Origin of the sequence: Candidatus Pelagibacter sp. HIMB1321, from assembly GCF_900177485.1 — a bacterium.
Lineage (GTDB): Bacteria > Pseudomonadota > Alphaproteobacteria > Pelagibacterales > Pelagibacteraceae > Pelagibacter.
Map to the genome: position 1 here is coordinate 1,099,405 of NZ_LT840186.1, position 15,151 is coordinate 1,114,555.

Here is a 15,151-nt window from a genome sequence, read left to right on the forward strand (position 1 = left end):
ATCATAACCTATAACTTTTTGCTACTAATTCGATAGGATGTAGTGCCTCATCATTTGCGATATTTGTATCAGCTTCAAGTTGTTTTAAATGTTTACCAGCCAACGGACAATCTGACGCCATATATTTATTATTTTTAGTTTTGATTTGTCTTGCTGTTGGTCTGCCTACTTTTTTGGCAAGATCATGTGTATCTTTCATAACTCCAAAAGTTCCTCCATGACCTGCACATCTTTCCACTACATCAATCTTAATGTTTGGTATTAATTTAAGCATGTCTCTAGCTTTAATACCCATATTCTGAGCTCTTGCATGGCATGCATGATGGACTGTTACGCCCCCATCAATTTCTTGAAGGCCATCAGCTAGACCCTCGTTATTTGCAATATCAACTACATATTCATCAATATCCATAACATTTTGAGATAATTTTTTAACCTTCTCATCATTTGGTAACAATAATGGCCATTCAAATTTTAACATCAAACCGCAACTGGCAGTTAAGGTTATCACCTTATACCCCTTATCAATCCAATGGATTAGATCATTAGAAACTTTTTTTGCTTGCTCAACAACTTTTGGTAAATCTGCTTGCTCTAAAAAAGGCATTCCACAGCAACCCGGGTAAGCTTCCTGAACCTCTACACCATTTTTTTTAAGTACTTTTAATGCTGCAACACCAGTATCTTTTTTATTAAAATTTACAAAACAAGTTGAATAAATAACAACTTTTCTATCTTTTGATGAAGTTTCATAAGTAATTTTATCTTTATTTTTTTTGAAAAAATTTGAAAACGTTTCTGAGTTATATTTTGGCAACTGAACTCTTTTATCTATTCCTGAAATTATTTCTAAAATTTTTCTAATAAATGTATTTTTAACATCAGATGCCCAGTTAATTATTTTTGAAAATAAAACCCCAAATTTAGCATTTCTATCTATTTTAGCTAGCTGTGCAGGTACTGCTGAAAGTTTACCAAGTTTTTTTTGTGCTGTTCTATATCTCAACATCAAATGTGGAAAATCTAAATCAAATTGATGTGGAGGCACGTATGGGCACTTTGTCATAAAACACATGTCACACAAAGTACATGCATCTACTACTGGAGCAAATTGATTACTAGATAGACTATCTACATCCTCATTTTCTGACTCATCAATCATGTCAAATAACTTTGGAAAAGAATCACATAAGTTGAAACATCTTCTGCATCCATGGCAAATGTCAAAAGCTCTTCTCATTTCAGCATCTAGTTTTTCTGGGTTTAGAAAATCTGGATGCTCAAAATCTATTGGATGCCTTATTGGTGCTTCTGTGCTTCCTTCTTTGCTCATATAATTAAATTACCTACTATTAATAATGATAAAGAAACAATTAATACTGGTTCGTTTAACCAATCTTTTAAAGTTTGTATAATTTGGTCTATCATTTTATAAATTATTAAGAATTTTGAAAATTTGATTAGCGGGCAAGTAAATATGCCCGCTAAAAAGAATTAATTAGCTAATAGACTCTAAAGTTTTTTGGAATTTACCAGCATGAGATTTTTCAGCTTTTGCTAACGTTTCAAACCAATCAGCAATTTCTTCAAAACCCTCTTCTCTAGCAGTTTTAGCCATACCTGGGTACATGTCAGTGTACTCATGAGTTTCACCAGCTACTGCAGATTCTAAGTTTGCTTTAGTTTCACCAATTGGTTTACCAGTTGCTGGGTCACCAACTTGCTCTAAATACTCAAGGTGTCCGTGTGCGTGACCAGTTTCACCTTCTGCAGTTGATCTAAATACTGAAGCAACATCATTGTATCCTTCGATGTCAGCTTTTTGTGCGAAATAAAGATATCTTCTGTTAGCTTGACTTTCACCAGCAAAAGCTTCTTTTAAGTTTTCTTCTGTTTTAGTTCCTTTTAATGACATTTTTTTCTCCTTAATTTAATGTGTAGGACATATAGTTGTTAAAACCATAATGTCAACAGTTTAGAATAATTATAATGTAGATTTTAAGTAATTGATTTTATTGAATTATTTTTGATTTTGATAATCACTCGCAACTTTAACCAAAACTTCAACTGAGTTTATTTTTTTTCCCGTAATATTATTTTTAATATTTACAGAATCAATGTCATCTTCACTACAATCAATCAATTCATTTGTATCTTCATCAAAAAAATGATGGTGAACAGAAGTGTTTGTATCAAAATAACTCTTATCACTATTGATTGAAATTTCTTTTAAATAGCCCTTTTTCTTAAAAGCATGGACAGTGTTATAGACAGTAGCAAGAGAAATTTTCTCATTAAGCTTCTCTTCAATTGTTTTTGCAAGGTCATTAATTGTAAAATGAAAAGTTCCATTTCTTTCAAACAGCACTTTGCAAATTTTTATCCTTTGCTTAGTGGGTCTAAGGCCAGAAGATCTTAATTTATCGATAAAATTACTGTTATTTATCATTATTGTTTATAATAGTTCTAAACTATATCTATATTATATTGCTTAAAAATCAAGTATTAAGGTTATTCAATTTTATGAAAAAAAACTCCTTTGACTACAAAGAGCTAATAAGTTGTGGAAATGGTGAACTTTTTGGGCCTGGAAATGCAAAATTACCACTTCCTCCTATGCTCATGTTTGATAGAATTACTGAAATTAATGACAATAATGGTGCCTTTAAAAAAGGCTCAATAAAAGCTGAATTAGACATCAAAAATGATCTGTGGTTTTTTGATTGTCATTTTAAAGGTGATCCGGTTATGCCAGGATGTCTAGGTCTAGACGCTATGTGGCAGTTAGTTGGATTTTATCTTGGTTGGCTTGGAAACCCTGGAAAAGGTAGGGCCTTAGGAGTTGGGACAGTAAAATTTACAGGCGAAGTTTTACAGAATGTAAAATTAGTTAAATATCTTATCGATATGAAAAAAATTATGTCACCAGGGGGAACAACTGTTGGACTTGCAAATGGTGTGGTTTTAGCTGATGATAAGAAAATTTATTCTGCAGAAAGTTTAAAAGTGGGGTTATTTAAATAATGAGAAGAGTTGTAATAACAGGTCTTGGTGTTGTTTCGTGTTTGGGAAATAACCAAGAAGAGGTTTATCAATCTTTACTAAATTCTAAATCAGGTATTTCTTTTGCTGAAGAGTATAAAGAGCATAATCTTAAAAGTAATATTCATGGCAAACCAAATATTAATTTGGCAGATCATGTAGATAGAAAAACAATCAGATTTATGGGATCTGGATCAGCCTATAATTATATAGCAATGAAAGAAGCTATAACAGACTCTGGTCTTGAGGATAAAGATATTAGTAATTTTAAGACTGGAATAGTTATGGGGTCTGGTGGACCATCAATTGAAAATGTTGTTTTATCAGTCGATAAAACAAGAGCAAAAACACCAAAGCTTATGGGTCCATTTGTAGTTCCTAGAACTATGGCAAGTACTGCTTCGGCAACTCTTGCTGTGCCTTTTAAAATAAAAGGAGTGAACTATACAATGAGTTCTGCGTGTGCAACTAGTGGACATTGCATAGGCCATGCAAGTGAATTAATTCAAATGGGTAAACAAGACATTGTTTTTGCTGGTGGTAGTGAAGAATTACATTGGGCTATGACTGCAATGTTTGATGCTATGACTGCTCTGTCTTCGAAATACAATGATGCACCTGAAAAAGCATCTAGAGCATATGATAAGACAAGAGATGGTTTTGTGATCGCTGGAGGTGGAGGTGTTTTAGTTCTTGAAGAATATGAACACGCAAAAGCACGAGGTGCAAAAATTTATGCTGAATTAACAGGATATGGGGCTACTTCTGATGGATATGATATGGTTGCACCATCTGGTGAAGGTGCTGTTAGATGTATGAAAATTGCACTATCAACAACTAAAAACAAAATTGATTATATTAATACTCATGGAACTTCTACTCCTGTAGGAGATATTACTGAGCTTAATGCAATTAAAGAAACATTTGGATCAGATATTCCTAAAATTAGCTCAACAAAACCTTTGTCGGGTCATCCTTTGGGTGCAGCTTCTGTCCACGAAGCAATTTATTGCTTAATCATGATGAAGAATAATTTTATTACTGGATCAGCAAACATTACTGATATGGATGAAGATGCAAAGAATTTTCCAATTGTTACTAAAAATGAAAATGGCGCAACACTAAATACTGTTATGTCAAATAGCTTTGGTTTTGGTGGAACCAATGCTGCTTTAATTTTTGAAAAGGTTTAATTATGGATTTAATGAAAGGTAAAAAAGGATTAATCATGGGAGTTGCCAATGAAAGATCGATTGCTTGGGGAATTTCTCAAAAATTAGCTGAAGCAGGTGCTGAACTTGCTTTCACATATCTTGGCGATGCTTTGAAAAAAAGAGTTGTACCTTTAGCAGAAAAATTGAATTCAAAAGTAACATTTAGTTGTGATGTTGAAAAAAAAGAAGATGTGGTAAAATTATTTGAAGACGTAAAATCCAAGTGGAGTGAAATTGATTTTATAGTTCATGCAATCGCATTTTCAGATAAGTCAGAATTATCAGGCGAATACTTAAATACAACGAGAGAAAATTTCCAAAGGAGTATGTTAATCTCATGTTTCTCATTTACAGAAGTTGCGAAAGAAGCTTCTAAAGTGATGAAAGATGGTGGAAGTTTAATAACTTTAAGTTATGAAGCTAATAAAGCAATTCCAAATTATAATGTCATGGGTGTCTGTAAAGCTGCATTAGAAGCTAGTGTTAAATATCTTGCTAGAGATTTAGGTGCTAAAGGCATTCGAGTGAATGCGATAAGCGCAGGACCAATTAAAACATTAGCAGCTTCTGCAATAGGGGATGCAAAATTTTTATACAAGTGGAATGAAGATCATTCACTATTAAAGAGAAATGTAGATATTCATGATGTTGGAAATTCAGCATTATATCTACTAAGTGACCTTGCAAACGGTGTTACAGGTGAAATTCACTACGTAGATGCTGGGTATAATAAAGTGGGAATGCCTGATCCAAAAAATATTTCTTAAAAAACAAATTCTTTTTTAAAACAAACTAAATCTCTGCCTATCTTCAAAAATTTATAATTAAATTTTTCTAATTTTTTTAGTAAAAGTCCAATTTCATTTTTTTCTGCGTGAATCCATTCAAATACAATCATAGGTCTTATATTTAATGTATCGACAAAGTTATTTATTAAATTTACATCATAACCTTCTGTATCAACAATTAATAAATCTAAATCATAATAATCATAATAATCAATAAGTTTAGAAAATGTTATACAACTAATTTCTTTAGATATTATATGTTTTTCTTTTATACCATGATTAATTAAATGTTTTTTGTTAAATGATGATAATACATTTAGCCAATCAACATTTATATTATTAAATTTTTTTTCATAATAATCAAAATACGTACTGCTAACTGAAAATATTTCTTTAGATCCATTCTGGATATCTATAGCTAAATTTAAACAATTTATCTTTGAATACTTTTCATAATTCTTTTTTAATTTTAAAAAAGCATCATTAATTGGTTCTATTAAGATAGCGTTCAGATTATCATTTAAGCATTTATATAAAAAATCATCACTTTTACCGTCATTGGCACCTACCTGAATGACTTTATTTATTTTTTTTTTATTAATAAGTGGTTGTATTATATCTTCAACTTTTAGTGAGAGATTATCTATAAATCTCTCTGTTTTTAAAGATTTTTTATCTACTAATTTATATCCTATTGAGCCAATGATTTTTTTAATAAATTTAAACTTTTTTAAATCATGGCTCAATTTAGATTACCAACTAACTTTGAGCTTGTTTAATAGAAAGTTTAACTTTCCCTCTATCAAAACCAATTACTTTAACTTTAACTTCGTCACCTTCTTTAACCACATCAGTAACTTTAGCCACTCTTTTATCTGCCAGTTCTGAAATATGAACAAGTCCATCTTGCTTTCCAAGGAAATTTACAAACGCACCAAACTCCATAATTTTCATAACTTTACCTGAGTAGATTTTATTCAATTCAGCTTTTGCAGTGATATCTTTGATCATTTGAAGTGCAATATTTCTAGACTCTTCATCTGGAGCAGCAACTGTAACGATACCTTCATCGTTTACATCAACTTTTGCGCCTGATTTTTCAACAATTTCTCTAATCGTTGCACCACCTTTTCCAATTACAGCAGCAATGTCTTTTTTGTCTACATTTACTTGTTCCATTTTTGGAGTGTGTTTTCCAACATCAGATCTAGATGCTGATAAAGCTTTATTCATTTCACCTAAAATATGAACTCTTCCATCTTTTGCCTGGCTTAAAGCTTGCTCCATAATTTCAAATGTAATACCAGTAATTTTTATATCCATTTGAAGCGAAGTAATTCCATCTTTGGTACCAGCAACTTTAAAGTCCATATCCCCTAAGTGATCTTCATCACCTAAAATATCTGATAAGACACTAAAATCGTCACCTTCTTTAATAAGTCCCATTGCAATACCTGCAACTGGCTCTTTAATTGGAACCCCGGCATCCATTAGCGCTAATGATGATCCACAAACAGTAGCCATTGAAGAAGATCCGTTAGACTCTGTGATCTCTGATACTATTCTAAATGTGTATGGAAATGCTTCTTTTGAAGGTAATGATGAATTAATAGCTCTCCAAGCTAATTTTCCATGACCTATTTCACGTCTTCCAGTTCCAATTCTTCCAGTTTCACCAACTGAAAAAGGAGGAAAATTATAATGAAGCATAAATCGCTCTCTTTGAAGACCATCTAAACTTTCAATTCTTTGTTCATCATCAGAAGTACCTAAAGTGGTCACAACAATTGCTTGTGTTTCTCCTCTAGTAAACAAGGCTGATCCATGGGCTCTTGGCAATATACCCACTTCACACGAGATAGGTCTAACATCAGATAGTCCTCTACCATCAATTCTATTTTTGTTTTTAAGAATATCAGTTCTAACAATTTTCTTCTCTAGATTTTTAAGCTCTGAGTTAACATCAAGATCAGAATAATTCTCATTTTCTTCAAAAAGCTTTTTGGCTCTATCGGTAATTTCTGAAATTTGATTAGATCTATCTTGTTTGTCTCTGGTTGCAAAAGCTTTTTTGAGATCTTCAGTAAAAGTGTCCTCTAAAACTTTTTTTACTTCTGACAAATCTTTTTTTTCAACAGTCCATTCAGGTTTTCTACATTCTTTTGCCAGTTCTTCGATCATTTCGATCACTGGAACAAAACCCTCATGACCAAATTTAACTGCATTAAGCATTTCTTCTTCAGTTAAACCATTCGCTTCAGACTCTACCATTAGCACAGCATCTTTTGTACCTGCAACAACAAGATCTAAACTTGATTTTTCAAGCTCTGTCTTGGAAGGGTTAAGAATATACTTTCCATCAACAAAACCGACTCTAGAAGCTCCTACAGGGCCCATAAAAGGCATTCCTGAGATAGCTAGTGCTGCTGAAGAAGCAGTAATTGCTAATATATCTGGTTGGTTTTCTTTATCATATGAGATTACAGTTGGTAATAATTGAACTTCATTTTTGAATGCATCTGGAAACAAAGGTCTGATTGGTCTATCAATTAATCTTGAAATTAATGTTTCACTTTCTGTTGGTCTTGCTTCTCTTTTAAAATATCCACCAGGTATTTTTCCACCTGCATAATATTTTTCCTGGTAATTTACAGATAGTGGAAAATAATCCATATCTGGATTAACTTTTTTTGCTCCTACTACTGTCGCTAAAATAACTGTTTCACCACATGAAGCGATGATTGCTCCGTCTGCTTGTCTTGCTACTTTACCTGTTTCTAAACTTATTTTCTTTCCTGCTACTTCTATTTCCTTCTTATATACTTTAAACATTTCATTTCCATTTCGTTTCGTTCGTTTCGTTCCATTCCGTTCTATCTATCTTGATCTTATTATTTTCTTAAATTCAATTTCGACAGTACATTTTTGTAAGAGTCCATTTTGTTTTTCTTTAGGTACTCTAACAATTTCTTTCTTCTATTTACTGCTCTCAACAATCCTACTGAAGAATGCTTGTCTTTTTTAAATTGTTTGATGTGTTTTGAGAGAGTTTCTATCTTCTCAGTTAGCAATGCGATCTGAATCTCTGAAGATCCTGTATCTTTATCATGAATTGCTAATTCTTTTACCTTGCTGTTCATGCTTTTTTTTCCTTATTTGTTTGTTTGTTTTATTAAGTTTTCTATTTTTTCCGCATACTCGAAAGACTCATCTTTTCTAAAGAGTAATTTAGGTAAAAATTTCATAAATACTTTTTTAGACAATATTTTTCTGATTAAAAAAGAATATTCTTTAAGTAATTTAACTACCTCATCTGCATTTTTTCCGCCTAATGGCATTACATATGCTTTTGCTATTTTTAAATCTTGGCTCATTTGAACTTCTGTAACTGTAATAGTGTTAGTTTCTAAATTTGGAACTTTCGCCTCATTTTTTATAAATATCATACTCAAAGACTGCTTAATCATTTCACCAACCCTCAATTGCCTTTGGGAAATTGGTTTTCCTATTCTATCAACCATTATATTGTTCTCTCTGTTGAAGTAACATTAAATGCCTCTATTGTGTCTCCTTTTTGAAAATCCATATAATCTTTTATCGTAATTCCACACTCCTGGCCATTGCTTACCTGTTTCACTTGATTTTTTTCTCTAAATAAAGTGCCGACTTTCCCAGTATAAATAATAGCCCCATCTCTAATTAATCTTACATCTGATGTACCTGTGATTTCACCTTCTGTAATTTTGCAACCGGCAACTTTGCCAGCTCCTGAAACTTTAAAAATTTCTAAGATTTGCGCAGTACCAGCAACTGTCTCTTGAACGTCTGGTGTTAATAAACCTGACATTTTTTGTTTTATAAAATCCAAAACTTCATAAATAATATTATAAGAAGAAATTTTAATATTTTCATTTTCAGCTAATTTTTTTGCTTCCTTGCTAGGTTTAACATTAAACGCTATTAGTAATGCTTTTGAAGCTTTAGCTAAAGTCACATCGGTTTCTGTAACCATACCAATATCAGATAAAATAATTTTTGGTTTTACTTCATCGTGTTTAATTTGACTGATTGCATTTTTAATAGCCTCTGAGGACCCATGGACATCTGATTTGATAATCAAATTTAATTCTTCTGCAGATTTATCTGAAAAAGCTGAGTCTTGAGTGGCAAATGATAAAGGATTTTTTCCATCTTTTGCTTCTTCTGCTCTATTTTCACTTAAAGTTTTTGCTTCTTTTTCATTATCCAAAACAATAAAATCATCGCCTGCTTTTGCAGCACCATTTATACCTAAAATTTCTACTGGTGTTGATGGAGAAGCTTCATTTATATTTTTTCCTTTATCATTAATGATTGCTCTAACTTTTCCCCACTTCAATCCACTAACAAAATAATCACCTTTTTTAAGCGTTCCTGTTGTAACAATTATTGTTGCAACAGGTCCTCTACCAACATCAATTTTAGACTCTAAAACAACTCCAGTTGCTTTTGACTCAAAGTCAGTTTTTAAATCTAAAATTTCAGCTTGCAATATTATTGCTTCAACTAATTTATCTAAATTCAATTTAGTTTTAGCAGAAATTTCAACCATTAATGTGTCACCGGATAAATCTTCTGCTATTAATTCATATTCTAATAATTGATTTTTGATTTTTTGAGGATCAGCTTCAGGAAGATCACATTTGTTTATTGCTACTACTATAGGAACATTTGCTGCTCTAGCATGTTTAATAGACTCAACTGTTTGAGGTTTTACACCATCATCTGCTGCAACTACTAATACTACAACATCAGTTAATTTAGATCCCCTAGCTCTCATCTCTGTGAAAGCTGCGTGACCAGGGGTATCAATAAAAGTTAATTTGTTAGACTGACTTTCTATTTGATAAGCTCCAATATGTTGAGTAATACCTCCAAATTCGCCTGAGACTACATTTGCGCTTCTAAGCACATCAAGCACAGAGGTTTTTCCGTGATCAACATGGCCCATTACAGTTACTATTGGCGGCCTATTTTTTAAATTTTCAACTCTGGTTGCTTTTATTTTTTGAATTATTTCTTCAGCTTTTTCTTCACGGATTGGGTTGTGCCCAAACTCTTTAACTAAAAACTCTGCTGTATCAGCAGCTAATGTTTGATTTATTGTAACTGTAACTCCCATTCCAAAAAGATATTTAATTACATTGCTTGATTGCTCAGCCATTCTATTAGCGAGCTCCCTAACTGTTATAGCCTCTGGAATATTTACATCTCTTTTAATAGGTTTAGGATTTTCTTTGTTATCATCTTTGTTTAAATTTTTTTGCTCTTTTTCTCTGGCTCTTTTAACAGATGCCAAACTTCTCTCTCTCGCCTCAATTTCATCACTAAGTGCTCTTGAAACAGTAAGTTTAGTTTCTCTTTTTTTTGTACCAAGCTTGGTTTTCTTATTATCACTATCACCCTTTAGTCTTTTTGTAGCTCTTTGTTCTGCAAGCTTTCTTCTTTCAAAATCATTTGTAATTGGTGGAGTTTTTAACCCTATAGATGGCTTAAAGGGTGCTCCACGAGAAAAAGGTGAAGCTGGTTTTGTACCAGTGCTAGAGCCTGCTGATCTAAATGAACTACCTATTTTTACGAAACTATTTTTTGGCTTTTCGATTACAACTGAATTTTTTCCTTGAGTTTTAGCAACCTCAATATTTTTGATCGATTTTTTGGCTGTGCCTGAAATTGTTAATTTTGTTTTTTTGTTTTCCATAACTCATCACTCAATCTTTATAAACAATATTTCTTGCAGACATGATTAATTCATCTGCTTCTTCTTTTGATAGAGCAAAATCTTCTAAATAACCTTGAATTTTTACTCTCTCACCTTTTACTACATCATAACCACCTGTTAATTCGTCAGATGCAAGATCTGCAAAATCTTCTAGAGTTAAAATTTTTTGCTCACCCAACGTAACCAACATTCCAGGTGTCAAACCTTTCAAATTAATTAATGCTTCTTCAAGACCTAAATCTTTTATTCTTTGAGAAATATCTTCCTGATCTTTTTCATAAAACTCTTTGGCTCTTTCAATTAATGCTTTTGCTGTATCCTCTTCAATACCCTCTATCTTTATTAAATTTTCTGCACTGCTATCTTTAATATCGTCTATTGTTGAAAAACCCTCGGCAACTAATAGTTGACCTAATGTTTCATCTAATTCTAAGTTTTTAACAAAATTATCTGTCTTTTCTTTGAACTCAAGTTGTCTTCTTTCAGAGTCTTCGGCGTCAGTCATTATGTTTATCTCATAATTTAATAACTTGGTTGCTAACCTAACATTTTGACCTCTTCTACCAATTGCTTTACTTAAATTTTCCTCGGTAAGGATTACATCTAGTTTTTTTCTTTCAGCATCAACATTAACTCTTTGCACTTCAGCAGGTGATAACGCATTTGAAACTAAAATTGCAGGGTCTTCAGACCAATTAACAATATCAATTTTTTCTCCTTGAAGTTCATTGACTACAGCTTGAACTCTCGATCCTCTCATACCAACACAAGCTCCGACTGGATCTAATGATGTATCCACTGCTTTTACACAAATTTTTGCTCTACTACCTGGATCTCTTGATGAAGATTTAATTTCAATTAAACCATCATAAATTTCTGGAACTTCCTGAACAAATAATTTTTCCATAAATTTAGGATGAGCTCTAGACAAAAAGATTTGTTGGCCTCTTGGTTCTCTTCTCACATCATAGCAATATGCTTTAACTCTATCTCCTGCTTTGATGTTTTCTCTAGGTATCATTTCATTTTTTTGTATAATTGCTTCCGTTCTTCCAAGATCAACAATCACATTGCCAAATTCTAATCTCTTTACAATTCCACTCAAAATTGAGTCTTTTTTATCTATAAAGTCATTAAATTGTCTTTCTCTCTCAGCCTCTCTCACATTTGTACTGATTACTTGCTTTGCAGTTTGTGCAGCTATTCTTCCAAAATCAAAAGATGGCAACGGTTGTAAAACCTCGTCTCCAACTTTTTTTTCCTTATTAATTTCATTCAAAGATATAGCATCCTCAAGTTTGATTTCTGTATTAGTGTTTTCAGGATTTTCTGAAATTATTAGTTTCCTAAAAAGTTCGATATCACCATTTTCTCTATTAATTAAAACTTTGATTTCATTGTCTTGACCAAATTTTGATTTTGCTGCCTTAGCAATTCCAGTTTCCATAGAACTAATTATCAACTCTTTATCAATTGATTTTTCTAATGCTACTGCTTCAGCAATTCTTAATAATTCTAGTTTATCCGCTCTTTTATTTAACATTTTTTTGTTTGCTCCAAAAAAAAATGGGCTAAAGCCCATTTTGTAAATTCAATAATGTAAAGGTAATATATAAAAGTTTTTTTTTAATTCAATAAAAACTATTTTAAAAAAACGTTTATTTTATCAGTTTTTTCCCAAGAAAATGCACCATCACTTTCAGGGGATCTTCCAAAATGACCATAAGCTGCTGTTTTTTCATAAATTGGTTTGTTTAGATTTAGCATCTCTCTTATTCCTCTAGGACTCAAGTCAAAATTTTCTTTAATTTTTTCTTCCACAAATTTATTTTTTTCTAAATCATCATCAAACAAATCTACATAAATCGAAAGAGGTTTTGAAACGCCAATTGCATAAGCTAGTTGTATCAAACATTTATCTGCAATTTTCGAGGCAACTATATTTTTAGCTATATATCTTGATGCATACGCAGCAGACCTATCCACTTTAGTTGGATCTTTTCCTGAAAATGCCCCACCACCATGTGGTGCTGCACCACCATAAGTGTCAACAATAATTTTTCTTCCTGTTAAACCACAATCTCCATCCGGGCCACCTATAACAAAATTGCCTGTTGGGTTTACATAAAACTCCTCTTCATTAAATCCTTCTAAAAAATTTTTAGGTATAGAATTTAATAGATATGGTCTTAATAACTCTCTTACTTTTGCTTGATCAACATCAGCTGAATGTTGAGAAGATATAACGACTGATTTGACTTTAATTGGTTTTCCATTTTCGTATTCAAATGTAACTTGGCTTTTAGAGTCTGGTTCAATATTTTGTAATTTTCCAGATTTTCTATCAACTGCCATTAATCTTAAAATTTTATGTGAATAATAAATTGGAGCAGGCATTAATTCGTCAGTCTCGTTGCAAGCATATCCAAACATAATTCCTTGATCACCTGCACCCTCATCTTTATTGCCTGATGAGTCTACACCCATTGCAATATCCGCTGATTGTGAGTGTAAGTGACTTTCTATTTTAGTTGCCTCTCTCCATGTAAAACCATCTTGATCATAACCAATATCTTTGATGCAATCTCTAACTTTTTGAATTAACTCATCTTTTTTAATTTCAGGACCTCTAACTTCACCTGCTAAAACTACCTTATTGGTAGTTGTTAAGGTTTCACAAGCAACTCTTGAGAAAGGATCATTTGATAAATAGCTATCAACAACCATATCTGAAATTCTATCTGAAACTTTATCGGGATGACCTTCAGAAACAGACTCACTTGTAAATAGATAGTTTTTTAAATTACTCATTATGAAATTCTATTAAATGAAAATATTAAAAAAATATATAACAAAATTATAATTAAAAACATTTTATTCCCATATTTTGAAAAAACAGTTTCTTTAAAGATTTTTTTATCTTTAAAATCTATGTATCCAATTTGATCAAATTCAATTTTTTTTTCAATTTTACCGGTAGGATTTATTATTGCTGAAATTCCATTATTTGCTGATCTTAATAAGTATTTTCCACTTTCAATTGCCCTAAATATACTGTGTGCAAAATGTTGATGGGGCCCAATAGAGTTACCAAACCAACCATCCTCGGAAATATTTACAATATAATCAAAATCAGAATTTGTAAAAATATTACCTGAATAAATTATCTCATAACAAATCAATGGTAAAATTTTTAAATCAAAATTATTTTCATCGACTAATAGTATCTCTCTATGATCACCACTACTAAAAGATTGGTAGTTGTTAGTTAAAGATTTAAGACCCAGTTTTTTTAAGATTTTTTCAAAAGGTAAAAACTCACCAAATGGAACTAATTTCACTTTTTTATATTCATTAACAAGGTTTAACTTATGATCATAAAAAGAAAGTGTATTGTAATAATAATTCTTTATGTCAGTTTGTTCATAACTATTAATTCCAATTGCCAATAGATGATTTTCATTGAATTTTTCACTAAATAAAAATTCAAACTCTTTTAATTGTTTTTGACTTACATTAGGTATAATCCCCTCAGGCCATAAAAAAACTGTCTTAGTATTTTTGTCAGGCTGGCTTATTTTAATTAACTCATTGATTACTTCCGCTGTGTCTGAGTTACCGTAGAACCTATCAAGATTTATTTTTGTTCCAATCGTTCTAATCACATATTCGTTTTTAACACTTTTTGTTAATTCAAAAGAACTAATGTTATTAGATCCAAGTTTAAAAAAGAAAATAGGTGATAATAAAAAAATTACACAAACTAAAATTTCTTTTTTATTTTGTCTTAAAATAAATATTGCAGGACTTGCAAAAAAAGAAATGCAAAGCATATTGAGACCATATGTTCCTAGAAAAGATAATACCTGCAATATCTCTAGGTTTTCTGAAAAACTGAATACAATTAAATTCCAAGGAAAACCTGTAAATATATTTCCCCTGATAAATTCAATTAAGCCAAACAAAAGTGAGAATAAAAAAAAGTTACTTATTGATTTTTTCAAATCTATTTTAAAAAAAATATAAGTTGCAAGTCCATAAAAAGCTCCAAGAAATAATGGAATTAAAATCAAAGCAAAGGGAATTAAAAAACTAAAATTCTCATCAAAAGTTAATGATATTGAAATCCAATATAAATTTGTTAAAAAATAACCAAATCCAAAAAGCCATCCATACAAAAAAGTATGTTTTTTTACATTCAATTTTTTTTTTTGAAAGATGTAGATGAAAAATAAACTAATAGTTAAAAAGTTGATAAGTAAATAATTGTAGGGTGGTAAGCTTAGAGATGTGAATGCACCAAGTGCTATTAAAAGAATAAATTCTAAATATTTTTTATTTTCCAA

14 protein-coding genes are annotated in these 15,151 nt (G+C 31.3%); 3 read left to right on the plus strand and 11 right to left on the minus strand.

Going from position 1 to position 15,151, the window contains the following annotated elements; genetic code table 11:
• Position 1 precedes the first annotated feature (1 nt).
• The 3 genes from B9N70_RS05900 to B9N70_RS05910 form a co-directional block, all read right to left on the minus strand.
• The gene (locus B9N70_RS05900; RefSeq protein WP_085114869.1) at positions 2-1,333 is read right to left on the minus strand and encodes a (Fe-S)-binding protein; all 1,332 of its coding nucleotides are present in this window, start codon (positions 1,331-1,333) and stop codon (positions 2-4) included.
• Between the two features lie 165 nt (positions 1,334-1,498).
• Complete coding sequence (locus B9N70_RS05905; protein WP_085114870.1) at positions 1,499-1,915, minus strand: rubrerythrin family protein; 417 nt, start codon at positions 1,913-1,915, stop codon at positions 1,499-1,501.
• A 105-nt stretch (positions 1,916-2,020) separates the two neighbouring features.
• Complete coding sequence (locus B9N70_RS05910; protein ID WP_085114871.1) at positions 2,021-2,449, minus strand: Fur family transcriptional regulator; 429 nt, start codon at positions 2,447-2,449, stop codon at positions 2,021-2,023.
• A gap of 74 nt (positions 2,450-2,523) precedes the next feature.
• Between B9N70_RS05910 and fabA the strand changes: the two genes are divergently transcribed.
• From fabA to B9N70_RS05925, 3 genes are read left to right on the plus strand one after another with little or no spacing between them, the layout of a single operon-like run.
• Positions 2,524-3,024, plus strand: coding sequence for a bifunctional 3-hydroxydecanoyl-ACP dehydratase/trans-2-decenoyl-ACP isomerase (fabA, locus tag B9N70_RS05915; protein ID WP_085114872.1), 501 nt, complete (start codon positions 2,524-2,526; stop codon positions 3,022-3,024).
• Positions 3,024-4,235, plus strand: a complete 1,212-nt coding sequence (fabB, locus tag B9N70_RS05920) for a beta-ketoacyl-ACP synthase I (RefSeq protein WP_085114873.1) — start codon at positions 3,024-3,026, stop codon at positions 4,233-4,235. Before fabA ends, fabB begins: the two co-directional genes overlap by 1 nt.
• 2 nt (positions 4,236-4,237) lie before the next feature.
• A complete protein-coding gene (locus tag B9N70_RS05925; protein ID WP_085114874.1) occupies positions 4,238-5,023 on the plus strand; it encodes an enoyl-ACP reductase FabI in 786 nt (261 codons plus the stop codon).
• On the opposite strand, the gene B9N70_RS05930 is transcribed toward B9N70_RS05925, so the two are convergent.
• From B9N70_RS05930 to lnt, 8 genes are all read right to left on the minus strand, one after another.
• The gene (locus tag B9N70_RS05930) at positions 5,020-5,790 is read right to left on the minus strand and encodes an FkbM family methyltransferase (RefSeq protein ID WP_085114875.1); all 771 of its coding nucleotides are present in this window, start codon (positions 5,788-5,790) and stop codon (positions 5,020-5,022) included. The two genes, B9N70_RS05925 and B9N70_RS05930, sit on opposite strands and share 4 nt — an antisense overlap.
• Before the next feature lie 13 nt (positions 5,791-5,803).
• The gene (pnp, locus tag B9N70_RS05935) at positions 5,804-7,876 is read right to left on the minus strand and encodes a polyribonucleotide nucleotidyltransferase (protein WP_085114876.1); all 2,073 of its coding nucleotides are present in this window, start codon (positions 7,874-7,876) and stop codon (positions 5,804-5,806) included.
• 59 nt (positions 7,877-7,935) lie between these two features.
• Positions 7,936-8,184: a 30S ribosomal protein S15 gene (gene rpsO, locus B9N70_RS05940; RefSeq protein WP_085114877.1), complete on the minus strand. Its 249-nt coding sequence runs from the start codon at positions 8,182-8,184 to the stop codon at positions 7,936-7,938.
• A 12-nt stretch (positions 8,185-8,196) separates the two neighbouring features.
• Positions 8,197-8,565, minus strand: a complete 369-nt coding sequence (gene rbfA / locus B9N70_RS05945) for a 30S ribosome-binding factor RbfA (RefSeq protein WP_085114878.1) — start codon at positions 8,563-8,565, stop codon at positions 8,197-8,199.
• Entirely contained in the window at positions 8,565-10,784 is a 2,220-nt protein-coding gene (gene infB, locus B9N70_RS05950) for a translation initiation factor IF-2 (RefSeq protein WP_085114879.1), read from the minus strand. The genes rbfA and infB overlap by 1 nt, the downstream gene beginning before the upstream one ends.
• 10 nt (positions 10,785-10,794) lie before the next feature.
• The gene (gene nusA, locus B9N70_RS05955; protein ID WP_445082309.1) at positions 10,795-12,348 is read right to left on the minus strand and encodes a transcription termination factor NusA; all 1,554 of its coding nucleotides are present in this window, start codon (positions 12,346-12,348) and stop codon (positions 10,795-10,797) included.
• Between the two features lie 98 nt (positions 12,349-12,446).
• The gene (gene metK / locus B9N70_RS05960; protein WP_085114881.1) at positions 12,447-13,616 is read right to left on the minus strand and encodes a methionine adenosyltransferase; all 1,170 of its coding nucleotides are present in this window, start codon (positions 13,614-13,616) and stop codon (positions 12,447-12,449) included.
• Positions 13,616-15,151, minus strand: coding sequence for an apolipoprotein N-acyltransferase (gene lnt, locus B9N70_RS05965; protein WP_085114882.1), 1,536 nt, complete (start codon positions 15,149-15,151; stop codon positions 13,616-13,618). The genes metK and lnt overlap by 1 nt, the downstream gene beginning before the upstream one ends.

Bases quoted from the DNA above. Each gene is read 5' to 3' on its own strand.
- B9N70_RS05900 (WP_085114869.1), bottom strand. From the start codon at position 1,333: ATGAGCAAAGAAGGAAGCACAGAAGCACCAATAAGGCATCCAATAGAT.
- B9N70_RS05905 (WP_085114870.1), bottom strand. From the start codon at position 1,915: ATGTCATTAAAAGGAACTAAAACAGAAGAAAACTTAAAAGAAGCTTTT.
- B9N70_RS05910 (WP_085114871.1), bottom strand. From the start codon at position 2,449: ATGATAAATAACAGTAATTTTATCGATAAATTAAGATCTTCTGGCCTT.
- fabA (WP_085114872.1), top strand. From the start codon at position 2,524: ATGAAAAAAAACTCCTTTGACTACAAAGAGCTAATAAGTTGTGGAAAT.
- fabB (WP_085114873.1), top strand. From the start codon at position 3,024: ATGAGAAGAGTTGTAATAACAGGTCTTGGTGTTGTTTCGTGTTTGGGA.
- B9N70_RS05925 (WP_085114874.1), top strand. From the start codon at position 4,238: ATGGATTTAATGAAAGGTAAAAAAGGATTAATCATGGGAGTTGCCAAT.
- pnp (WP_085114876.1), bottom strand. From the start codon at position 7,876: ATGTTTAAAGTATATAAGAAGGAAATAGAAGTAGCAGGAAAGAAAATA.
- rpsO (WP_085114877.1), bottom strand. From the start codon at position 8,184: ATGAACAGCAAGGTAAAAGAATTAGCAATTCATGATAAAGATACAGGA.
- rbfA (WP_085114878.1), bottom strand. From the start codon at position 8,565: ATGGTTGATAGAATAGGAAAACCAATTTCCCAAAGGCAATTGAGGGTT.
- infB (WP_085114879.1), bottom strand. From the start codon at position 10,784: ATGGAAAACAAAAAAACAAAATTAACAATTTCAGGCACAGCCAAAAAA.
- nusA (WP_445082309.1), bottom strand. From the start codon at position 12,348: ATGTTAAATAAAAGAGCGGATAAACTAGAATTATTAAGAATTGCTGAA.
- metK (WP_085114881.1), bottom strand. From the start codon at position 13,616: ATGAGTAATTTAAAAAACTATCTATTTACAAGTGAGTCTGTTTCTGAA.